Source organism: Streptomyces sp. CNB091, from assembly GCF_000377965.1.
This window is the reverse complement of the sequence record NZ_KB898990.1, coordinates 652,392-672,466: the sequence shown is the minus strand read 5'-3', so window position 1 is coordinate 672,466 and position 20,075 is coordinate 652,392. Positions and strand designations below refer to the sequence as shown.

Sequence of the window (20,075 nt, the reverse complement as noted above, 5' to 3'; positions counted from 1 at the left end):
CACGCCGGTAGACCCGTTGCGCGGGTCAGCGATCGAGGACTCCTCATCGTGGCAGGTCACAGCGCTGGCTGGCCTCTTCCGGGACATCTGACCAGCACAGCGCAGCCGGTCCGCACCCGGTGTGTGTACTCAACGGCGGTTCCTACCCCCTGAACGTCTCCAGCAGCCGCAGCCACACCTCACTGATCGTCGGATACGCCGGGACCGCGTGCCACAGGCGGGCGACGGGGACCTCCCCCGCGACCGCGATCGTCGCCGAGTGCAGGAGTTCACCGATGCCCGGGCCGACGAAGGTGACGCCGAGCAGGATCTCGCGGTCCAGGTCCACGATCATCCGGGCGCGGCCCCGGTAGCCGTCGGCGTAGAGGCCGGAGCCGGCGACCGAGGCGAGGTCGTGGTCGACGGCGCGTACGCGGTGGCCCGCGCGTTCGGCCTCGGCGAGGGTGAGGCCGACGGACGCGGCCTCCGGGTCGGTGAAGACGACCTGGGGGACGGCCGTGTGGTCGGCGGTGGCCGCGTGGGCGCCCCAGGGGGCGGTCTCAAGGGGGCCGTTCCGGGCGCGCGCGGCGATCGCCGCGCCCGCGATGCGGGCCTGGTATTTGCCCTGGTGGGTCAGGAGCGCGCGGTGGTTGACGTCCCCGACCGCGTACAGCCAGTCCGTTCCGTCGACGCGGCAGCTGTCGTCCGCGGTGAGCCAGGAGCCGGGTTCGAGGCCGATCGTCTCCAGCCCCAGGTCGTCCGTGCGTGGGGCCCTGCCCGTGGCGAAGAGGATCTCGTCGGCCTCGATACGGTCGCCGTCGTCCAGGTCGACGGTGACCGGGCCGTCCGGCGCGGGGCGGTGGACGGCGGTGACCGAGACGCCCGTACGGATCCGGGCCCCGGCCTCCGCCAGCGCGTCGGCGATCAGCTCGCCCGCGAAGGGCTCCATCTTCGGGAGCAGACCGCCGCCCCGGATCAGCAGCGTCACCTCGGAGCCCAGCGCCTGCCAGACGGTCGCCATCTCCACGCCCACGACGCCGCCGCCGACGATCACGAGCCGGCCGGGAGCCTCCTTGGCGCTGGTGGCTTCGCGGCTGGTCCAGGGACGGGCCTCCTCGACGCCGGGGAGGGAGGGGACCACGGCCCGGGAGCCGGTGCAGACGGCGACGGCGTGCCGGGCGGTGAGCCGGTGCTCCGTGCCGTCGGGGGCGGTGACGGTGACCGCGCGGGGGCCGGTGAGCCGCCCCGTACCCCGGTACACGTCCGCTCCGACGCTCTCCAGCCAGGCGACCTGGCCGTCGTCCTGCCAATGGCTCGCCTCCGCGTCCCGGTGCGCGAGGACGGCCTCCACGTCCAGGGGGCCCCGCACCGCGGCGCTCAGTCCCGGCACCCGGCGGGCGTCGGCGCGGGCGACGACGGGGCGCAGGAGCGCCTTGCTCGGCATGCACGCCCAGTAGGAGCACTCGCCGCCGACCAGCTCGGACTCCACCACCGCTGCGGAGAGCCCGGCGGCGCGGGCCCGGTCCGCCACGTTCTCCCCCACCGGGCCCGCGCCGATGACCACTACGTCGTACTCGGAGTGCTCGGAGTTCTTCCCTGCGTCAGTCATGGGAACAGTGTCCTCGCGGGTGTGCGCCCCGGCCACATGGGCAGGCGGAATAGCGCACGTGCAGTCACCGTTGTGCCGGGCAGGACCCGTGAGGACCCCACCGGCAGAGGAAGAGGTATACCCGTATGAGCACCGTCGAGCTCACCAAGGAAAACTTCGATCAGGTCGTCAGCGACAACGATTTCGTTCTGATCGACTTCTGGGCTTCCTGGTGCGGCCCTTGCCGGCAGTTCGCGCCGGTCTACGACTCGGCCTCCGAGCGCCACCCCGACCTCGTCTTCGCCAAGGTGGACACCGAGGCGCAGCAAGAGCTGGCGGCGGCCTTCGAGATCCGTTCCATTCCGACGCTGATGATCGTCCGCGACAACGTGGCGGTCTTCTCGCAGCCCGGAGCGCTGCCCGAGGCGGCTCTGGAGGACGTCATCGGGCAGGCCCGGAAGCTGGACATGGACGAGGTCCGCAAGTCCGTCGAGGAGCAGAAGCGGGCGGCCGAGGCGGGCCAGGGGCAGCCGGAGGCCCCGTAGTCCGGCCTACCCTGCGCCCAGTACGGCCCTGGGGCCCTGACCGACACCGTATAGACGGTGTAAGCGGTCGGGGCCCTCGGTCGTGCCCGGGGCGTCGAGCCAGGGTTTCCCCAGCCCTTCCTCTCTCCTCGCTCTCTCGCTCTCTCGCTCTCTCGCTCTCAGGACGCGGGGCGCTCCCCCTCGGCCCCGGCGACGCGGACCGACATGCCGTAGTCCAGTTCCTCGCCGTCGATGAGCACGGCCTCCACCGTCCGGGTCTCCGGGTCGATGTCCGCTGCCATGCCCTCGCCCGCGTACCGGGGGTAGCCCGAGGCCCCCGTCTCGCCGGTGGCGGCGACGACCGCGGACCGGATCGGCCGGCCGGGGGCTCCGGTCCGCGTCCTGCTGTGGTCGGGGATCAGGAGGAGCTCGTAACTCTGCGGGTGGCTCATGCCTCCGACGCTAGACATCCGCCGTGCGTCGCGCATGTCGTCGCGCCGGAGGCGGTCAGCTGGATTCGCGGTGCACGGCGCTGGTGCGGAGCAGGTCCTGGTGGACCGGTGGTCCGCCCGGGTGCTGGACCATGCGGTCGATCGTCTCGGCCAGCGGCTGCGGCATGGCGAGCTCCATCCGGACCGTGCTCAGCCTGGGACGCAGCAGCCGGCCGATGAGGGAGTCGTCGGCGCCGATCACCGCCGTGTCGGCGGGCACGGTCACCCCGGCGTCCTGGAGGGCCCGCATCAGCAGCATCGCGTACTCGTCGTTGTACGCGAACACCGCGTCCAGTCCCAGTTCCGGCCAGCGGGCGGCCAGCTGGTGAGCGGACTCCTCCTCGTACCGCAGCGGGAGGGGGCACACCCGGGCCCCCGCCGGTTCGGCGACGCGACGTGCCCCGATGAGGCGGGGCTCGGAGAAGGGCACCCGGCCCGGTTCCTGGGGCATGACCACGCCGATGTGGCGACGGCCGCGGGCCAGCAGGTGTTCCACCGCGCTGGCGCCGACCTGGCGTTGGTCCATGACCAGGCCGTGCGCTCCGGCCACCGGGCCGGGGCCCAGGGTGATCACCGCCTTGGCTCCGGAGCGGGTCAGGATGCCCGTGCCGTGGGGGGTGAGGGCGATGCCCGGCGGTACGACGACGGCGACGGGCCGCAGTTCGGCCCAGGCCGTGGCCGCCTCGTCGGCGGTGAGACCGACGCTGCCGTACTGGACGACGGTGTAGTCCAGGCGGCGCAGCCCGGACTGGAGTTCCTCGAAGAAGTACTGGTGCAGTGGTCCCGCGGGTATGTGGCCGGAGGGCAGCAGGACCATACGGCTGTGTCCGGCGCGCAGACTGCGGGCAGCCGCGTGCGGAACGTAACCGAGCTGGAGGGCTGCCTCCCTGACCCGGCGTCGGGTGGGTTCGCTGATCCGGACGGTGGCGTTGTTGTTCAGTACGTATGACACGGTGGCCCGGGACACTCCGGCGAGGCGCGCGACATCGGCGCTGGTCGGAACGGAGACTTCGGCGGGCTGCTTGGGTAACTGGCTCATGGCGTCGGGCAGTCTTCCAGACCCGTGGGAGCGGGTTTCGGCCCGGGGCCCGCAGCTCCGGTCACGGTGGCCGGAACGCCGCCCCGCGGTCCCGGCCCGACGCCCCGCTCCCGGGATCGGACGGTGAAGGTTCTACGGTGTTGCGATGACGTTCCACGACAGCGCGTACCGTTCCGACAACCCCTTTGACGTGCCCGGCAGCAGCGGGCCGACCGCCACGACGCAGGCCGACGCCGATGACGTGGGCTCCGTGCGCACCTCCTACTCCCCCGATCGCGACGGCGATCCCGACCCCGGTGAGATCGTCTGGACCTGGGTGCCTTTCGAGGAGAACGACGGGCGGGGGAAGGACCGGCCGGTGCTCGTCGTGGCCCGCGAGGAGGCGGGCACGCTGCTCGCTGTCCAGCTCTCCAGCAAGCAGCACGAGCGGGAGGACGAGTGGGTGGCGCTGGGCGCGGGCCCCTGGGACAGCTCGGGGCGGCCTTCCTGGGCGGGCCTAGAGCGAGTGCTGCGGGTCCACGAGGACGGGATGCGCCGGGAGGCGTGCGCCCTGGACCGGGAGCGGTTCGACCGGGTCGCCGGGCGGCTGCGAGAGCGGTACGGCTGGAGCTGAGCGGCGACGCGGCGGGCGGGAGGCGACGCAGCGGGCGGCGGGCGGTGGTGAGGCCCGCCGGGCATGGTCGTCCGGACGCCGGTCCCCGGGTCAGGTGAAGGTCCGGGCGAAGGCGGCCCGGACGGCGGATTCGGGGCCCCGGTCCAGGATGTGGATCACCCGGTCGGTGTAGAAGGCACGTTCGGCGCGGTGGTGCGCGTAGTACTCGGGGGCGCGCAGGAGGGTCGCGTGGAGGGCCGAGCCGCGGCACAGGGCCTCCTCCTGGGCCTGCGCGCCGTTGAGGTAGCCGCCGCCGAGGTTGCGGGCCGAGGCGTAGCTGAGGACGGCGACCCGGCCGGGTGCCTCACCGGTCATCCTGCGGGCCGCGGCGAGGCTGCTCTCGCCGGTGGCCTCGAAGCGCGGGGGTGCGGTCGGAGTCCAGGGCCGCGACGGGAACCGGGTCCGGCCCGTAGAGCCTGGTACCGGACAGCGCGGCGGCCACGGCCCGTGCGATGGACACGTCCTGACCTGCCGCGTTGCGGTATGTCCCGGCCTCGACGACCGCTTCCGTCCCGCGCGCGATTCCGCGCAGCCGCGCGCTCACCGGCGCTCCCCCGTGTGGTGCATACGGGGCATGCTGACGGGGAACCCGGCCTGGGCGCAACCGGATTCTTCCGACTCGGGGGCACCCTTGTGCGATCTCCGGGTACGGGTTTGGCTGGTAGGTACGCGGCTGAGAAGGAGGCCCCCATGGGCTTGGACATTCCCGGCGCAACCGGCTCGTGCCCGGACGCCGCCCCCCTCGACGAGAGCGGGGCAGAGGATTTACTGCGCGGCATATGTTTCAAGACGGGCCCGCCTCGAACTGTCGGGGTGGAACTCGAATGGCTCATCCACGACCGGGAACGACCTGACCTTCCGGTCGGCCAGGAACGGCTGGACAGCGCCGTCGAGGCGGTCCGCGCACTGCCGCTGAGCGCGGCGCTGACGTTCGAGCCGGGCGGGCAGCTGGAGCTCAGCTCGCAGCCCGCCGGCTCCCTCATGGAGTGCGTCGAGACCACCGCAGCCGATCTGGCGGCGGTCCGCGCCACGCTCGGCGCGGCGGGGCTCGCGCCGGTCGGGCTCGGCGTCGACCCGTGGCAGGCGCCGACCCGCAGGCTGCGGGAACCCCGCTACGAGGCGATGGAGGCCGCGCTGGACCGTACGGGACCGGCGGGGCGGGCGATGATGTGCACCTCCGCGTCGGTCCAGGTCTGCCTGGACGCGGGCGAGGAGGAGCCGGGGCCGCTCGGTTACGGGCGGCGCTGGCAGCTCGCGCACCTGCTGGGCGCGGTGCTGGTGGCCTCGTTCGCGAATTCGCCGTTCCAGCAGGGCCGCCGGACCGGCTGGCGCTCCACCCGGCAGTCGCTGTGGGCCGATCTGGACCCGGGCCGGACCCTGGCGCCGGGTTCCGGGCGCGCCCCGCGCGAGGCGTGGGCCGCGCACGTGCTGGACACGACCGTGCTGTGCATCCGGTGCGAGGAGGGCCCCTGGGACGTGCCGGAAGGGCTGACCTTCCGTGAGTGGATCCGTACCGGGTCGCCCCGGCCGCCGGTGCGGGCCGATCTCGACTACCACCTCACCACGCTGTTCCCGCCCATCCGGCCGCGCGGTCACCTCGAACTGCGCATGATCGACGCGCAGAGCGGGCCCGACGGGTGGCTGGTGCCGCTCGCCGTCGCCACGGCCCTGTTCGACGACCCGGAGGCCGCCGAGACCGTGTACCGCACCGTGAAGCCGCTGGCCGAGACGTCGGGCCCACCGGCCGCACCGCGCAATCCGCTCTGGACGGCGGCCGCCCGCGAGGGGCTCGCCGACCCGGAGCTGCGGGCCGCGGCCGTCGCCTGTTTCGGGGCGGCGCTCCCGGCGCTGGAGCGGATGGGAGCGAGCGGGGCGGTGCGCGACACCGTGGCCGCCTTCACCGACCGCTATGTCGCCCGGGGCCGATGTCCGGCCGACGACCTGCCCGAGCCCGGCGACCTGACCGCTCGGAGCCTGTCGGCCGCTCAGAGCCTGCTGAGCGGTCCGAACCTCCTGAGCGGTCCGAGCCCGCTGAACGGTCCGAGCCTGCTGGGCGGTCCGAGCCCGCTGAACGATCGCACCCCGCCGCGTCCCGGAAAGGCGGCCTCCGCATGACCGAGCACCGTGAAGACACCCGGCACCGCGAGCACTCCGACGCCTTTGATCCGGCCGGCTCCACCGCGTCGACCGGCTTCACCGTCCCACCCGGCATCGATCCGGAGGCGCTGCGGCGACGTGCCCTCGACGCGCTGCTGTCCGCGCGCGAGCGCACCGCGCTGCTCACCGACAGCGTGGACGACCATGAACTGACGGCTCAGCACTCCCCGTTGATGTCGCCGCTGGTCTGGGACCTGGCGCACATCGGCAACCAGGAAGAGCAGTGGCTGCTGCGCGCGGTCGGCGGCCGGGAGGCGCTGCGCCCGGAGATCGACGGGCTGTACAACGCCTTCGAGCACACGCGCGCCTCGCGCCCCTCGCTGCCGCTGCTGGCACCCGCCGAGGCCAGGACGTACGCCTCCGACGTGCGAGGGCGGGCACTGGACCTGCTGGAGGGCGCGCCACTGCACGAGGGCGGGCGCCCCTTGGAGCGGGCCGGGTTCGCCTTCGGCATGATCGCCCAGCACGAACAGCAGCACGACGAGACGATGTTGATCACCCATCAGCTGCGCGCGGGTCCCGCGGCGCTCACCGCGCCCGCGCCGCCCCCGCCCGTCGGTGCCGAGGCGCTCGGGGACGACGTCCTGATTCCCGGGGGCCCGTACACGATGGGGACCTCCGCCGAGCCGTGGGCCCTGGACAACGAGCGGCCCGCGCACCAATGCGAGGTGCCGGCGTTCCGTCTGGACGCCTCGCCGGTCACCTGTGGCGCCTACCTCCGCTTCATCGAGGACGGCGGATACGGGGAGAGGCGCTGGTGGACGCCCGAGGGCTGGGCCATGGTCCGTGAACACGAACTGACCGCACCGCTGTTCTGGCGGCGGGAGGCGGGAGTGTGGCTGCGCCGCCGGTTCGGGGTGACCGAGCCGGTGCCGGAGGACGAGCCGGTGCTGCACGTCAGCTGGTACGAGGCGGACGCGTACGCCCGCTGGGCGGGGCGGCGGCTGCCCACGGAGAGCGAGTGGGAGAAGGCCGCCCGCCACGATCCCGCCTCCGGCCGCTCCCGGCGCTACCCGTGGGGCGACGAGGACCCGACGCCGGAGCGGGCCAATCTGGGACAGCGCCATCTGCGTCCGGCACGGTCCGGCGCGTATCCGGCGGGACGTTCGCCCGTCGGGGTCGGGCAGTTGATCGGCGACGTGTGGGAGTGGACCTCCAGCGACTTCCTGCCCTATCCGGGGTTCGTGGCGTTTCCCTACCGCGAGTACTCGCAGGTGTTCTTCGGGCCGGGACACAAAGTGCTGCGCGGCGGCTCGTTCGCCGTGGGCGAGGTCGCCTGCCGGGGCACCTTCCGCAACTGGGACCTTCCGGTGCGGCGGCAGATCTTCTCCGGATTCCGCACCGCGAAGGATGCCTGATGTGCCGTCACATCGCCTATGTGGGCGAGCCGGTGGCGCTCGGCGACATCCTCCTGCGGCCTCCGCACGCCTTGGTGCGGCAGTCCTGGGCGCCGCGCCGCCAGCGTTTCGGCACGGTGAACGCGGATGGTTTTGGAGTCGGTTGGTACGCGGACGGGGACCCGGTGCCCGGACGCTATCGCCGTCAAGGCCCCATATGGGGCGATGAGACCTTCACCGATCTGGCCCGGGTGGTCCGCAGCACCGCGCTGCTCGCCGCCGTACGGGATGCCACCGAGGCGGGTGCGGACGGGGAGGCCGCGGCCGCGCCGTACACCTGCGGGCGGCAGTTGTTCAGCCACAACGGGATGGTGCGGGGGTGGCCCGGCTCACTCGCCGACGCGGCCGCCGCCCTGCCCGCCGAGCGGCTCCTGTCGCTGGCCGCCCGTAACGACTCGGCGCTGATCTGGGCGCTGATCCGCCACCGGACCGACGCCGGGGACGATGTGCCGCGCGCCGTCGCGGAGACCGTGCGGGAGGTCGCGGCCGCCGCGCCCGGCTCCCGGCTGAATCTGCTCCTCACCGACGGGGAGACGATCACGGCGACCGCCTGGGGCGACACCCTCTGGTACCTCACGACGCCGGGCCACCGCACCGCGGTCGCCTCGGAGCCGTACGACGACGACCCGCTCTGGCGCGAGGTCCCCGACCGCACACTGCTGGTCGCGACCTCCACGGACGTCCTGCTCACCCCGCTCAAGGAGCCCACCGCGTGAGTCCCTTCCTGCTGACCCGCACCCTGCCGGTGGACGCGACGGACGCGGCGCTGCGCGCCGACGTCCTCAGCGGCCTGACCCGGCATCCCAAGACCCTGCCGCCGAAGTGGTTCTACGACGCCCACGGCAGCGAGCTGTTCGAGGAGATCACCCGGCTGCCGGAGTACTACCCGACCCGCGCGGAGCGGGAGATTCTTCAGGCGCGTGCCGAGGAGATCGCCGCGGCGTCGGGCGCCCGGACGGTGATCGAGCTGGGCTCGGGATCGTCCGAGAAGACCCGTCATCTGCTGGAGGCGCTCCCCGAGTTGCACAGTTACGTCCCCGTGGACGTGAGCGAGAGCGCGCTGACGGGGGCGGCCGAGTCACTGCTCGCCGAGCACCCGGGGCTGTCCGTCCACGCGCTGATCGCGGACTTCACCGGGGGCCTGGCCCTGCCGGGGACACCGGGGCCCCGGCTGGTGGTGTTCCTGGGGGGCACGATCGGCAATCTGCTGCCGGAGGAGCGGGCGTCGTTCCTCCGGTCGGTACGCTCGCTGCTCTCGCCCGGTGACGCGCTGCTCCTCGGCACGGACCTGGTGAAGGACGAGGAGACGCTGGTGGCCGCGTACGACGACGCGGCCGGGGTGACGGCGGCCTTCAACAAGAACGTCCTCAACGTCGTCAACCGTGAGCTGGGGGCCGATTTCCCGCTCGACGACTTCGATCACCTCGCGGTGTGGAATCCGCGGGACCGCTGGATCGAGATGCGGCTGCGGGCCCGCCGGGCGCTGAGCGTCAAGATCCGGGAGCTGGACCTCGTGGTGCCGTTCGAGGCCGGCGAGGAGCTGCGTACGGAGGTGTCGGCGAAGTTCCGGCAGGAGGACGTCCGTGCGGAGCTGGCCGCCGCCGGCATGCGGCTGACTCAGTGGTGGACGGACTCGGCGGGGCGGTTCGCCCTGTCGCTGGCCACGGCGGTCTGACGGGACCGGAGGGGGCCTTCGGGTTCGAGGACGGCCGCTCGTGCTCTGCGGGCCAGGGCGCGGCGGCCGTCCTCGCCGCCCACGGGGATCGGCGCGAGGACGTCGATCCGGGCGGTGAGCCCGGCCGCCCGCACCACCCGCCACAGGGAGGCGGCGAGCGGGTCGGACCCGACGAACGCGACGGCGCCCGCGGCCGGTCCTGAGCGGTGCTCCGCGGCGCGGTAGGCGATGCGGACCGGCCGGACCGTCGCACCGGCGTCGATCGCCGCCTGGAAGACGGCGGGCCGGAAAGCGCCGCCGTCCCGTCCGCACCAGGTGCTGCCCTCGGGGAAGACCACGACCCGGGAGCCGGAACGCAGGGTCGCGGCGACGACCCGTACGGCGGCGGGCAGGGCGCGCAGCCGGTCGCGCTCGATGAACAGGGTGCCGCCGAGCGCGACCATCCGGCCGAGCAGGGGCCAGCGCCGGATCTCGCTCTTGGCGACCATCCGGCCGGGCAGTACCGAGGCGATCAGCGGGATGTCGAGCCAGGAGATGTGGTTGGCGACGACGAGTTCGCCGCCCGTGGCGGTTTCCGGAGCGTGCCGCCGCACGGTGACGCGTACGCCGAAGGCCCGGGGGACGGCGCGCGCCCAGCGCCGTGTCAGGCGCCGCCGCGGGGCGGGCCCGAGCAGCCGTACCAGCGGGACGCAGGCCACCCCCAGCAGGACCAGGGCGCAGCCGGCCAGCAGCAGGAGGGCGGCGGGCAGTGGAGCGCGTACGGCACCGGTGTGCCGGGCGCAGCCGTCCGGGGTGCAGGGGGCGACGGGCAGCCAGGGGCTCATCGCAACGGGGCCAGGGAGAGGAAGTGGCGCAGGTAGCGCGGGTCGGTGCGGCGCAGCGAGAGCAACACGTACAGGTCGGCGACGTTGAAGTCGGGGTCGTACGCCGGGGCACCGCAGATCTGGGCGCCGAGCCGGAGGTAGCCGCGCAGCAGGGGCGGGAGGTCGGCCCGGGAGCCGGTCTCCGGGCCGTGCCCGGAGGAGTCCCAGAGGCGGTGCGGGGTCACCCAGTACTTCTCCGGCGCGAGGTGCCCCGTGCGTACGGTGTTCCAGCTCCGGGCGGCCAGGGCGCCGCCGTCGGTCAGCGGCAGGGAGCAGCAGCCCGCGATCCAGGTGTGGCCGGTGCGCTCCATGTAGCGGGCGAGTCCGGCCCAGACGAGGGCGATGACCGCGCCGTCGCGGTGTGCGGGGTGGACACAGGAGCGGCCGACCTCGACGAGGTCGTCGCGGATCGGGGCGAGCCGGGTGAGGTCGAACTCGCCTTCCGCGTAGAGGCGTCCGGCGATCCGGGCCCGGTCCGGCGGCAGCAGCCGGTAGGTGGCGACGACCTCCCCGGTGGCGGTCTCGCGGACCAGGAGGTGGTCGCAGTACGCGTCGAAGGCGTCGCTGTCCAGGCCCGGTTCGGGCCCTTCCAGCCGGGCCCCGAGCTCCCCGGCGAACACGAGGTGGCGCAGGCGCTGGGCGGCTCGTATGTCTTCCTGGCAGCCGGCGAGGGATACCCGGTAGGCCGGTTCCGGGGTGCCGGCGGGGCCGGGGGCCGGGGCGGGGGCCGAGACAGAGGCCGGGGCTGAGGCCGGGGCTGAGGCGGGAAGCGGGGCGACGGGCAGCACGGTCATGGCGGTCTCCGGGGACTGAAGAGTGAGGGGCGCTGCCGGGCTGTCGCTGGGTGCGACGGCCCGGCCCCTTACTTCTTCCGTCACCGGCTGGATTCGACGTGACCGCCGTGGAGAGCGGGGATGTGCGACGGCTGAATCCCCAGGGACACGATTACCCGGGGACACCGCGTCGTACCCGGGGACACCGTGTCGCGAGGACTCCGTGCCGCGTGGGCCTTGTCCTGTGGACTCCGTGCCGCGTGGACCCCTTCTCCCGTGGACCTTTCCCCCGTGGACTCCGTCCGGGTGGGATCAGCCGCTGCCGGCGAGCAGGGCGGTGATGCGCTCGGAGGCGGCCTTGGCCTCGCGGGCCGGGTCGCCGCCCTCGAGCACGGCCGTCATGTAGGGCTTGATCGGGTTCTCCGCCTCGACCCTGGCCCACTGGGGCGAGTTGGGGGTGGCACGGCCGCGGGTGGCGCCTTCGGCCATCGCCGCGGTGCCCTCGTCGCCCTCGATGACATGGGCGAGGCTCGGCTTGTTGGGGACGTAGCTCATGCCCCGGGCGAGCTCCGTCTGCCACTTCTCGCTCGCCAGCGCCTTGACGACGGCGATGCCGGCGGTGCGTTCGTCAGCCTTCTTCGGGACGATGAGGTCGGAACCGCCGGTGAATACCGAGCCGGGGGCTTTCGAGGACTTGCCGGGAATGGGGAAGTAGCCGAGCTTTCCCTTGAGTTCGGGATTCTTCTGCTCGATGAGCGCGGCACTGCCCGGAGTCGAGATGATCTGCGCGACGTCGCCCTTGGCGAAGACGTCGGTCTGCGGGGGCTTCTCCTCGTCGGCATCCGTGGGTCCGTCGCCGAGCGCCTGCAGTTCCTGGTAGAACTCCATGCCCGCCAGGGCCTCCGGAGAGTCCAGGGCGCCCTGCCAGTCGCCGCCGTTCTCGTCGGCGAGTTCCCCGCCCTCGTCCCAGATGAAACCGGCGAGCACGTACCAGTTCTGACCTGCCAGGTAGATGCCCTGGTTGCCCGCCCTGTTGAGCTTCTCGGTGGCGGCGATCCACTCGGCGCGCGTCTTCGGGACGGAGTCGATGCCCGCCTCCTCGAAGATGTCCTTGTTGTAGATGACCACCCGGTTGGCCGCGTACCAGGGGATGCCGTACTGCACGCCGTTGATGCTGCCGGGCTGGGCCAGGCCGGGCAGCCAGTCCTCGCTGCCCAGGTCGCGCATCGATTCGAGGGTCAGATCGCGCAGACCGCCGCTCTCCGCGTACTGCGCGACCTGCGTGTTCCCGACCTCGATCACGTCCGGGGCGTCGCCCTCCAGCGCGGAGAGGACCTTGGGTCCGATGCCGCTCCACTCCTGGATCTTGAAGTCCAGCTCGATCGAGGGGTTCTCCTCCTCGTACGAGCGGGTGAACTTGTCCAGGAAGCCGGGCGAGACGCTGTCCTTCATCAGCCAGACCGTCACCGTGCGGTCACCGCCGCCCGAGCCCGGTATGAAGCCGCATCCACCGAGTGCGACGGACGAGACAAGCGCGATGGCTCCGGCCAGGATGCGGTTCTTCACGTGGTCACCTTCTGCGAAACGGCACAAACGAAATCGGGACCCGGTGTGGGGGGATTGCGGGCGGCGCTCGCACGGGTGGTTGGCTGAATTTTGGTATGGACCTTTCAGAAGGTCAAGGCGGACACCCGCCCCGATTCCCCCCGTTCTCCCCCTCGCGGGAGAGCTCGGATTGGGGCAACGTGGCCACAGGAGAGGAGACAAACAATGGCGAACCACACCTATCGGGTCACCGAGATCGTAGGAACCTCCGAGGAGGGCATCGACGAGGCGATCCGGAACGGCGTCGCAAGAGCGGCGGAAACGTTGCACAATCTCGATTGGTTCGAGATTAATCAAGTTCGAGGCCATATCGAAGATGGCCGAATCGCTCACTATCAGGTCGGCCTCAAAGTAGGCTTCCGGCTCGACGAAAGCGCCTGATCAGGTACGCCCCTCGCGTTCCTGGGCATCCTTCAGCACCGCCGACGGGTCGGCCCAGCGGGCGCGCACCACAGTGAATCCGGCCATCTGGGCCGCGTCGCAGACCAGCTCGTCGTCGTCCACGAGCATGCGCACCTGCCCCCTCCGCCCCAGCTGCCGGAGGATGTCCAGCTTCGTCCGGCGTGCGGGGCGCCGGTCGTCGTTGCGCCGCATGAACAGCGTGCCCTCGGGCAGCCCCTGACGGCTCAGCCAGCGCACGGTGTCGCGACGGCAACGCTCGGGGCGTCCGGTCAGATAGACGATTCGGCACTCCTCGGCGCTCGCGAGCACCATCCGTACGCCCTCCGCGAGCGGCGGGTCCTCCACGGCCGCAGCGAAGAAGCCGGCCCAGTCGCGCTTCGGGCCTTCCAGGAAGTGCTGCCGGTGGGCGGTGTCCGCGAGCGTGCCGTCCAGGTCGAATACGGCCAGCGGCCGTGCGTCGTTGTCCGCTCCCCCAGCTTAGGAAGCCCGTCGGCCCCCGGCGTCGGCCGTGGCGCGGAAATCCGGGAGCCGCGGCGTTCACGGGAATCCTGGGGGAGCGGCGGTGTTGAAGGGAGCGTGAGCTCTGTGATCGCCTCGACCCGCTTCTCCGTCCTGGACCGTTCCCGCACCCGTGAGGGGCACGACGCCTCCCGGGCGCTGCGCGACACCGTCGACCTGGCCCGGGAGGCGGAGGCGCTGGGCTTCCACCGCTTCTGGGTCTCCGAACACCACGGCGTGCCGGGGGTCGCGGGGTCCGCGCCGACGGTGCTGGCCGCCGCCGTCGCCGCCGCGACCTCCGCCATCCGGGTCGGCACCGGCGGGGTGATGCTGCCCAACCACCGGCCGCTCGTCGTCGCCGAGCAGTTCGGGGTGCTCGCCTCTCTCTTTCCCGGCCGGATCGACATGGGGCTCGGCCGCTCCGTGGGGTTCACCGACGGCGTCCGCCGGGCGCTCGGTCACGGCAAGGAGGACGCCGAGGACTTCCCCGGCCGGCTCGCCGAACTGCTCGGCTGGATCGACGGCACCCAGCAGGCCCACCCCGGGGTGCACGCCCGTCCGGCGGAGGGCCTGCGCATCCCCGCTTACGTCCTGGCGATCGGGGAGGGCGCGTCGGTCGCCGCGGCCGCGGGGCTCCCCCTCGTCATCGGTGATCTGCGCGGCCGGGAGAAGGTACTGCGCGCCATCGAAGTCTACCGCCGCGACTTCCGCCCCTCCGCCCGCGCCGAGCGGCCCGAGGTGATCGTCGCGGGCACGGTGGCCGTGGCCGGCACCGAGGAGGCGGCCCGCCGGCTGCTCGCACCGGAGGCGTGGGCCATGGCGTACTCCCGTACGCGCGGGGACTTCCCGCCGCTGGCCCCGGCCGAGCGCGTCGAGGCCCTCGCCATGACGGCCAAGGAGCGGAGCCTGTACGAGCGGGGGCTCGACGGCCATGTCCACGGCACCGAGGACCAGGTGGCAGGTCAGCTGGAGCGGGCGATCGAGGAGACCGGGGCAAACGAGGTGCTCGTCACGACCAGTACGTACGACCGGGAAGGCCTGGTGGACTCGCTGCGGCGGCTCTCCCGCATCGCCCGGCCCCGGGACCGGGACCGGGACCGGGACCGGGCCGACGAGCGGGCGCCGCTGCGGAGCCTCGACGTCCGATAGCCGCCGGGGCCCGGGGGCCGTCCTCGGTGCCGACGCCTAGAATCGGACTGTTTGTCCTGTCAGGCGTCCCGTCAGGCGTCAGAACCCACCCGTACGGAGCCGAAGCCCCATGCACTCCCCCCACGATCCGTACGTCCGCGTGCGCGGCGCCCGCGAGCACAACCTCAAGAACGTCGAGGTCGACATCCCACGCGACACCCTGACCGTGTTCACGGGCGTGTCGGGGTCGGGGAAGTCCTCGCTCGCCTTCGGGACCATCTACGCGGAGGCCCAGCGCCGCTACTTCGAGTCCGTGGCCCCCTACGCCCGGCGGCTGATCCACCAGGTGGGCGCGCCCGCCGTCGGGGAGATCACCGGGCTGCCGCCCGCCGTCTCGCTGGAGCAGCGGCGCTCCGCCCCGGGGGCCCGGTCCTCCGTCGGAACGGTGACGACGCTCTCCAACTCGCTGCGCATGCTCTTCTCCCGTGCCGGGGACTATCCGCCGGGGGCCGAGCGCCTCGACTCCGACGCCTTCTCCCCCAACACCGCCGTCGGGGCGTGCCCGGAGTGCCACGGGCTGGGGCGCGTCCACCGGACGGACGAGGAACTGCTCGTCCCGGATTCCTCGCTGTCGATCCGGGAGGGGGCGATCGCCGCGTGGCCCGGGGCGTGGCAGGGCAAGAACCTCCGCGATGTGCTGGACGCGCTGGGCCACGACGTCGACCGCCCGTGGCGCGAGCTGCCCGAGAAGGACCGGGAGTGGATCCTGTTCACCGACGACCAGCCTGTGGTGACGGTGCATCCGGTGCGGGACGCGGGCCGGATCCAGCGCCCTTACCAGGGCACGTACATGAGCGCGCGGCGCTATGTGCTGCACACCTTCGCCGACACCAAGAGCCGGGCGTTGCGGGCGAAGGCGGAGCGGTTCTTGACCAGTGCCCCGTGCCCGGTGTGCGGCGGGAGCCGGCTGCGGCCGGAGGCGATGGCGGTGAGCTTCGCGGGGCGGACCATCGCGGAGCTGGCCGGGCTGCCGCTGTCGGCACTGGCCGAGGTGCTGGCCGGCGCGGGGGCGGGCGGCGAGGAGACGGCCCGGGTGCTGACAGGTGATCTGCTGGCGCGGATCGGGACGGTGACGGAGCTGGGGCTCGGCTATCTGAGCCTGGACCGGACGGCCCCGACGCTGTCCTCGGGGGAGCTGCAACGGCTGCGGCTGGCAACACAGTTGCGGTCAGGGCTCTTCGGCGTCGTCTACGTTCTCGACGAGCCGTCTGCCGGGCTGCACCCGGCGGACACCGAGGCGCTGCTCGGGGTGCTGGGCAGGCTGAAGGAAGCGGGGAACTCGGTCTTCGTGGTGGAGCACCAGATGGACGTGGTGCGGCGGGCGGACTGGCTGGTGGACGTGGGTCCGCTGGCCGGCGAGCACGGCGGGCGGGTGCTGCACAGCGGGCCGCCCGAGGGGCTGGCCCGGGTGCCGGAGTCGGCGACGCGGCGGTTCCTGTTCGAGGAGGGGCCCGCGCCGGTACGGGAGCCGCGGACGCCGACCGGGTGGATCCGGCTCTCCGGCGTGGAGCGGCACAATGTGCGGGGCGTGGACGCGGCGTTCCCGCTCGGGGTGTTCACAGCGGTGACCGGGGTGTCCGGCTCGGGCAAGTCGACCCTGGTCGGCCAGGTGCTCGCCGGGGTGCTGGCGGACCGGCAGGCCGGCGAGGAGCCCGGGCCGGGTGCGCGGTACTGCGCGGCGGCCACCGGTCTGGAGGCGGTGGACCGGCTCGTCCAGGTCGACCAGAAGCCCATCGGCCGTACGCCCCGGTCCAATCTGGCCACGTACACCGGTCTGTTCGACGCCGTGCGGAAACTCTTCGCGGGGACGGACGCGGCGCGGGAGCGGGGGTACACGGCGGGGCGGTTCTCGTTCAACGTGAGCGGCGGGCGGTGCGAGACCTGCCAGGGCGAGGGGTTCGTCTCGGTGGAGTTGCTGTTCCTGCCGAGCACCTACGCGCCCTGTCCGGACTGCCACGGCGCGCGGTACAACCCGGAGACCCTGGACGTCACCCTGAACAGGCTGACGATCGCTCAGGTCCTGGAGCTGACCGTGGAGTCGGCGGCGTCCTTCTTCGCCGGGACACCGGCCGCCGAGCGCGCGCTGACCACCCTGCTGGACGTGGGCCTGGGCTATCTGCGGCTCGGCCAGCCCGCCACGGAGCTGTCCGGCGGCGAGGCGCAGCGCATCAAGCTGGCGGCGGAGCTCCAGCGCACCCGGCGCGGGCACACGCTGTATCTGCTGGACGAGCCGACGACGGGGCTGCATCCGGCCGATGTGGAGGTGTTGATGCGGCAGTTGCACTCCCTGGTCGACGCCGGGAGCACGGTGGTGGTCGTGGAGCACGACATGGCCGTGGTGGCGGGGGCGGACCAGGTCATCGACCTGGGTCCCGAGGGGGGTGACCGGGGCGGCCGGATCGTCGCGTCCGGCACCCCGGCGGAGGTGGCGCGGGAAGCCGGGAGCCGTACGGCGCCGTATCTGGCGAAGGCGCTGCGGCGCTGAACGTACGGCGTTGATCCCGTACGGCTCCGGGTGCGGGCCCGGGTCCGTACGGGATCAACTCCTCTGTCAGCGGCGGACTTTACGGGTCGCCCGCAGCCACTCCTTGTTCATCGCGGCGATCGAGGGCAGCGGGATGCCCTTGGGGCAGGCCGTGGCGCACTCGCCGGTCAGGGTGCAGCCGCCGAAGCCCTCGTCGTCCATCTGGGCCACCATGTCCAGGACGCGGGTCTCGCGCTCGGGTGCGCCCTGCGGCAGGACGTTGAGGTGGTTGACCTTCGCCGAGGTGAACAGCATCGCCGAGCCGTTGGGGCAGGCCGCGACGCAGGCTCCGCAACCGATGCACTCGGCGTGCTCGAAGGCGAAGTCGGCGTCCGGCTTGGGCACCGGGGTGGCGTGGGCGTCCGGGGCGGTGCCGGTGGGGGCGGAGATGTAGCCGCCGGACTGGATGATCCGGTCGAACGAGGAGCGGTCCACGACCAGGTCCTTGATGACCGGGAAGGCGGAGGCCCGCCAGGGCTCGATGTCGATCGTGTCGCCGTCGGCGAAGGACCGCATGTGGAGCTGGCAGGTGGTGGTGCGCTCCGGGCCGTGGGCGTCGCCGTTGATGACGAGGCTGCACGCGCCGCAGATGCCCTCGCGGCAGTCGTGGTCGAAGGCGACCGGCTCGTCCCCGGCGAGGGTGAGTTCCTCGTTGAGGGTGTCGAGCATCTCCAGGAACGACATGTCGGCGGAGATGCCGTCGACTTCGTAGGTGGCCATGGTGCCGGGCTCTTCGGCGTTGCGCTGGCGCCAGACGCGCAGGGTGAGCTTCATGCGTAGCTCCGCTGGGTGGGGTGGACGTACTCGAAGACGAGGTCTTCCTTGTGCAGGACAGGGGCGCCGCCGGTGGCGGTGAACTCCCAGGCGGCGGCGTAGGAGAACTCCTCGTCGCGCCGCTCGGCCTCGCCGTCCGGGGTCTGGGACTCGGCGCGGAAGTGGCCGCCGCAGGACTCGGCGCGGTGCAGGGCGTCGAGGCACATGAGCTCGGCGAGCTCCAGGTAGTCGACGATGCGGTTCGCCTTCTCCAGCGACTGGTTGAACTGTTCGCCGGTGCCGGGGACCTTGATGCGGCGCCAGAACTCCTCGCGGATCTCCGGGATCTTCGCGAGCGCCGTGCGCAGGCCGTCCTCGGTGCGGGCCATTCCGCAGTACTCCCACATGAGTTCACCGATCTCGCGGTGGAAGGAGTCGGGGGTGCGGTCGCCGTCGACGGAGAGCAGCAGGTTGAGCCGGTCCTCGGTCTCCGCCACGGCCTCCGCGACGGCGGGGTGCGCCGCGTCCACGGTGTCGGTGTGCGGATTGCGGGCGAGGTAGTCGTTGATCGTGGAGGGCAGGACGAAGTAGCCGTCGGCGAGGCCCTGCATCAGGGCGGAGGCGCCGAGGCGGTTGGCCCCGTGGTCGGAGAAGTTGGCCTCGCCGATGGCGAAGAGGCCGGGGATGGTGGTGGAGAGGTCGTAGTCGACCCAGAGGCCGCCCATCGTGTAGTGCACGGCGGGGTAGATCCGCATGGGGACCGTGTAGGGGTCCTCGTCGGTGATCCGCTGGTACATGTCGAAGAGGTTGCCGTACTTGGCTTCGACGGCCTTGCGGCCCATCCGGCCGATGGCCTCGGCGAAGTCCAGGTAGACCCCTTGTCCGCCGGGGCCGACGCCGCGCCCCTCGTCGCAGACGTTCTTGGCGGCGCGGGAGGCGATGTCGCGGGGCACCAGGTTCCCGAAGGCGGGGTAGATCCGCTCCAGGTAGTAGTCGCGTTCGTCCTCGGGGATCTTGTTGGCGGGGCGGTCGTCGCCCTTGGCCTTGGGGACCCAGATGCGGCCGTCGTTGCGCAGCGACTCGCTCATCAGCGTGAGCTTGGACTGGTGGTCGCCGGTGCGCGGGATGCAGGTGGGGTGGATCTGGGTGAAGCAGGGGTTGGCGAAGTACGCGCCGCGCCGGTGCGCCCGCCAGACGGCGGTGGCGTTGGAGTTCATGGCGTTGGTCGACAGGTAGAAGACGTTGCCGTAGCCGCCGGTGGCCAGGACGACCGCGTCGGCGAAGTAGGTGTCGATCTTCCCGGTGACCAGGTCGCGGGCGACGATGCCGCGCGCCTTTCCGTCGACCACGATCAGGTCCAGCATCTCGGTGCGGGCGTGGAGTTCGACGCCGCCCGACGCGATCTGCCGGGACAGCGCCTGGTACGCGCCGAGGAGGAGCTGCTGTCCGGTCTGGCCGCGCGCGTAGAACGTGCGGGAGACCTGGACGCCGCCGAAGGAACGGTTGTCGAGGAGGCCGCCGTACTCCCGGGCGAAGGGGACGCCCTGGGCGACGCACTGGTCGATGATCTCCACCGAGATCTGCGCCAGCCGGTGGACGTTGGACTCCCGGGCGCGGAAGTCGCCGCCCTTGACGGTGTCGTAGAACAGCCGGTGGATGGAGTCCCCGTCGTTGCGGTAGTTCTTCGCGGCGTTGATGCCGCCCTGGGCGGCCACCGAGTGGGCGCGCCGGGGCGAGTCCTGGAAGCAGAACTGGACGACGTGGTAGCCCTGTTCGGCGAGTGTGGCGCCGGCCGCTCCGCCGGCGAGACCGGTGCCGACGACGATGACGGTGTGTTTGCGCCGGTTGGCGGGGTTCACGAGTTTCGCCTGGAAGCGGCGGGTGTCCCAGCGTTCGGCGACGGGGCCCTCGGGGGCCTTCGTGTCGACCACGGGCTCGCCCGTGGCGTACTGCGTGTAGTCGGGCAT

Annotated in this window: 18 protein-coding genes and 1 pseudogene; 9 read left to right on the top strand and 10 right to left on the bottom strand. The window is 72.4% G+C overall.

The window, feature by feature from the left end:
• Positions 1 to 142: 142 nt before the first annotated feature.
• Positions 143 to 1,588, bottom strand: coding sequence for a dihydrolipoyl dehydrogenase family protein (locus tag D581_RS0102885; protein WP_018955725.1), 1,446 nt, complete (start codon positions 1,586 to 1,588; stop codon positions 143 to 145).
• 125 nt (positions 1,589 to 1,713) lie between these two features.
• On the opposite strand from D581_RS0102885, the gene trxA reads away from it, so the two are divergent.
• Complete coding sequence (trxA, locus tag D581_RS0102880; RefSeq protein WP_018955724.1) at positions 1,714 to 2,112, top strand: thioredoxin; 399 nt, start codon at positions 1,714 to 1,716, stop codon at positions 2,110 to 2,112.
• Between the two features lie 158 nt (positions 2,113 to 2,270).
• On the opposite strand, the gene D581_RS0102875 is transcribed toward trxA, so the two are convergent.
• Together D581_RS0102875 and D581_RS0102870 are read right to left on the bottom strand one after the other, a co-directional pair.
• A complete protein-coding gene (locus tag D581_RS0102875; protein WP_018955723.1) occupies positions 2,271 to 2,543 on the bottom strand; it encodes a hypothetical protein in 273 nt (90 codons plus the stop codon).
• 55 nt (positions 2,544 to 2,598) lie between these two features.
• Positions 2,599 to 3,621 (bottom strand): LacI family DNA-binding transcriptional regulator, encoded by a 1,023-nt coding sequence (locus D581_RS0102870; protein WP_018955722.1) that lies wholly within the window; start codon positions 3,619 to 3,621, stop codon positions 2,599 to 2,601.
• Positions 3,622 to 3,766: 145 nt separating this feature from the next.
• Here D581_RS0102870 and D581_RS0102865 point away from each other — a divergent pair, with 145 nt between their 5' ends.
• Positions 3,767 to 4,234, top strand: a complete 468-nt coding sequence (locus D581_RS0102865; RefSeq protein WP_018955721.1) for a type II toxin-antitoxin system PemK/MazF family toxin — start codon at positions 3,767 to 3,769, stop codon at positions 4,232 to 4,234.
• A 150-nt stretch (positions 4,235 to 4,384) separates the two neighbouring features.
• Here D581_RS0102865 and D581_RS1000000138485 read toward each other — a convergent pair.
• Positions 4,385 to 4,817: pseudogene (locus D581_RS1000000138485) on the bottom strand (TIGR02452 family protein); the annotation flags it as partial.
• Between the two features lie 146 nt (positions 4,818 to 4,963).
• Here D581_RS1000000138485 and egtA point away from each other — a divergent pair.
• From egtA to egtD, 4 genes are read left to right on the top strand one after another with little or no spacing between them, the layout of a single operon-like run.
• The gene (gene egtA / locus D581_RS0102850; protein ID WP_026290129.1) at positions 4,964 to 6,388 is read left to right on the top strand and encodes an ergothioneine biosynthesis glutamate--cysteine ligase EgtA; all 1,425 of its coding nucleotides are present in this window, start codon (positions 4,964 to 4,966) and stop codon (positions 6,386 to 6,388) included.
• On the top strand, positions 6,385 to 7,788 hold the full coding sequence (gene egtB, locus D581_RS0102845) for an ergothioneine biosynthesis protein EgtB (RefSeq protein WP_018955719.1): 1,404 nt from the start codon (positions 6,385 to 6,387) through the stop codon (positions 7,786 to 7,788). Before egtA ends, egtB begins: the two co-directional genes overlap by 4 nt.
• Complete coding sequence (gene egtC, locus D581_RS0102840; protein ID WP_018955718.1) at positions 7,788 to 8,543, top strand: ergothioneine biosynthesis protein EgtC; 756 nt, start codon at positions 7,788 to 7,790, stop codon at positions 8,541 to 8,543. Before egtB ends, egtC begins: the two co-directional genes overlap by 1 nt.
• Positions 8,540 to 9,502: an L-histidine N(alpha)-methyltransferase gene (gene egtD, locus D581_RS0102835; RefSeq protein WP_018955717.1), complete on the top strand. Its 963-nt coding sequence runs from the start codon at positions 8,540 to 8,542 to the stop codon at positions 9,500 to 9,502. Before egtC ends, egtD begins: the two co-directional genes overlap by 4 nt.
• Here the strand turns inward: egtD and D581_RS0102830 are convergent.
• From D581_RS0102830 to D581_RS0102820, 3 genes are all read right to left on the bottom strand, one after another.
• A complete protein-coding gene (locus D581_RS0102830) occupies positions 9,445 to 10,326 on the bottom strand; it encodes a lysophospholipid acyltransferase family protein (protein ID WP_018955716.1) in 882 nt (293 codons plus the stop codon). The genes egtD and D581_RS0102830 overlap by 58 nt on opposite strands.
• Entirely contained in the window at positions 10,323 to 11,159 is an 837-nt protein-coding gene (locus tag D581_RS0102825) for a GNAT family N-acyltransferase (protein WP_018955715.1), read from the bottom strand. Before D581_RS0102825 ends, D581_RS0102830 begins: the two co-directional genes overlap by 4 nt.
• Positions 11,160 to 11,450: 291 nt before the next feature.
• Positions 11,451 to 12,704, bottom strand: coding sequence for an extracellular solute-binding protein (locus tag D581_RS0102820; protein ID WP_018955714.1), 1,254 nt, complete (start codon positions 12,702 to 12,704; stop codon positions 11,451 to 11,453).
• Between the two features lie 204 nt (positions 12,705 to 12,908).
• Between D581_RS0102820 and D581_RS0102815 the strand changes: the two genes are divergently transcribed.
• Positions 12,909 to 13,124, top strand: coding sequence for a dodecin (locus tag D581_RS0102815; RefSeq protein ID WP_018955713.1), 216 nt, complete (start codon positions 12,909 to 12,911; stop codon positions 13,122 to 13,124).
• Here the strand turns inward: D581_RS0102815 and D581_RS0102810 are convergent, their stop codons facing one another.
• Entirely contained in the window at positions 13,125 to 13,592 is a 468-nt protein-coding gene (locus D581_RS0102810) for a phosphatase domain-containing protein (RefSeq protein WP_026290128.1), read from the bottom strand.
• Positions 13,593 to 13,721: 129 nt separating this feature from the next.
• Here D581_RS0102810 and D581_RS0102805 point away from each other — a divergent pair, with 129 nt between their 5' ends.
• Together D581_RS0102805 and uvrA are read left to right on the top strand one after the other, a co-directional pair.
• Positions 13,722 to 14,792 carry an MsnO8 family LLM class oxidoreductase gene (locus tag D581_RS0102805; RefSeq protein ID WP_032752458.1) on the top strand — a complete coding sequence of 357 codons (1,071 nt, stop codon included), beginning with the start codon at positions 13,722 to 13,724 and terminating at the stop codon, positions 14,790 to 14,792.
• A gap of 109 nt (positions 14,793 to 14,901) precedes the next feature.
• Positions 14,902 to 17,316, top strand: a complete 2,415-nt coding sequence (gene uvrA, locus D581_RS0102800; RefSeq protein WP_018955710.1) for an excinuclease ABC subunit UvrA — start codon at positions 14,902 to 14,904, stop codon at positions 17,314 to 17,316.
• Between the two features lie 66 nt (positions 17,317 to 17,382).
• Here uvrA and D581_RS0102795 read toward each other — a convergent pair whose 3' ends face one another.
• Positions 17,383 to 18,129 (bottom strand): succinate dehydrogenase/fumarate reductase iron-sulfur subunit, encoded by a 747-nt coding sequence (locus tag D581_RS0102795; protein WP_018955709.1) that lies wholly within the window; start codon positions 18,127 to 18,129, stop codon positions 17,383 to 17,385.
• Positions 18,126 to 20,075, bottom strand: coding sequence for a fumarate reductase/succinate dehydrogenase flavoprotein subunit (locus D581_RS0102790; RefSeq protein WP_018955708.1), 1,950 nt, complete (start codon positions 20,073 to 20,075; stop codon positions 18,126 to 18,128). The genes D581_RS0102795 and D581_RS0102790 overlap by 4 nt, the downstream gene beginning before the upstream one ends.

What these genes read in the sequence shown, in the direction of transcription:
- egtB (WP_018955719.1), top strand. Translation starts at nt 6,385, where the DNA reads ATGACCGAGCACCGTGAAGACACCCGGCACCGCGAGCACTCCGACGCC.
- D581_RS0102795 (WP_018955709.1), bottom strand. Translation starts at nt 18,129, where the DNA reads ATGAAGCTCACCCTGCGCGTCTGGCGCCAGCGCAACGCCGAAGAGCCC.
- D581_RS0102865 (WP_018955721.1), top strand. Translation starts at nt 3,767, where the DNA reads ATGACGTTCCACGACAGCGCGTACCGTTCCGACAACCCCTTTGACGTG.
- egtC (WP_018955718.1), top strand. Translation starts at nt 7,788, where the DNA reads ATGTGCCGTCACATCGCCTATGTGGGCGAGCCGGTGGCGCTCGGCGAC.
- D581_RS0102825 (WP_018955715.1), bottom strand. Translation starts at nt 11,159, where the DNA reads ATGACCGTGCTGCCCGTCGCCCCGCTTCCCGCCTCAGCCCCGGCCTCA.
- trxA (WP_018955724.1), top strand. Translation starts at nt 1,714, where the DNA reads ATGAGCACCGTCGAGCTCACCAAGGAAAACTTCGATCAGGTCGTCAGC.
- D581_RS0102870 (WP_018955722.1), bottom strand. Translation starts at nt 3,621, where the DNA reads ATGAGCCAGTTACCCAAGCAGCCCGCCGAAGTCTCCGTTCCGACCAGC.
- D581_RS0102815 (WP_018955713.1), top strand. Translation starts at nt 12,909, where the DNA reads ATGGCGAACCACACCTATCGGGTCACCGAGATCGTAGGAACCTCCGAG.
- D581_RS0102885 (WP_018955725.1), bottom strand. Translation starts at nt 1,588, where the DNA reads ATGACTGACGCAGGGAAGAACTCCGAGCACTCCGAGTACGACGTAGTG.
- D581_RS0102830 (WP_018955716.1), bottom strand. Translation starts at nt 10,326, where the DNA reads ATGAGCCCCTGGCTGCCCGTCGCCCCCTGCACCCCGGACGGCTGCGCC.
- D581_RS0102790 (WP_018955708.1), bottom strand. Translation starts at nt 20,075, where the DNA reads ATGCCCGACTACACGCAGTACGCCACGGGCGAGCCCGTGGTCGACACG.
- egtA (WP_026290129.1), top strand. Translation starts at nt 4,964, where the DNA reads ATGGGCTTGGACATTCCCGGCGCAACCGGCTCGTGCCCGGACGCCGCC.
- D581_RS0102875 (WP_018955723.1), bottom strand. Translation starts at nt 2,543, where the DNA reads ATGAGCCACCCGCAGAGTTACGAGCTCCTCCTGATCCCCGACCACAGC.
- uvrA (WP_018955710.1), top strand. Translation starts at nt 14,902, where the DNA reads ATGCACTCCCCCCACGATCCGTACGTCCGCGTGCGCGGCGCCCGCGAG.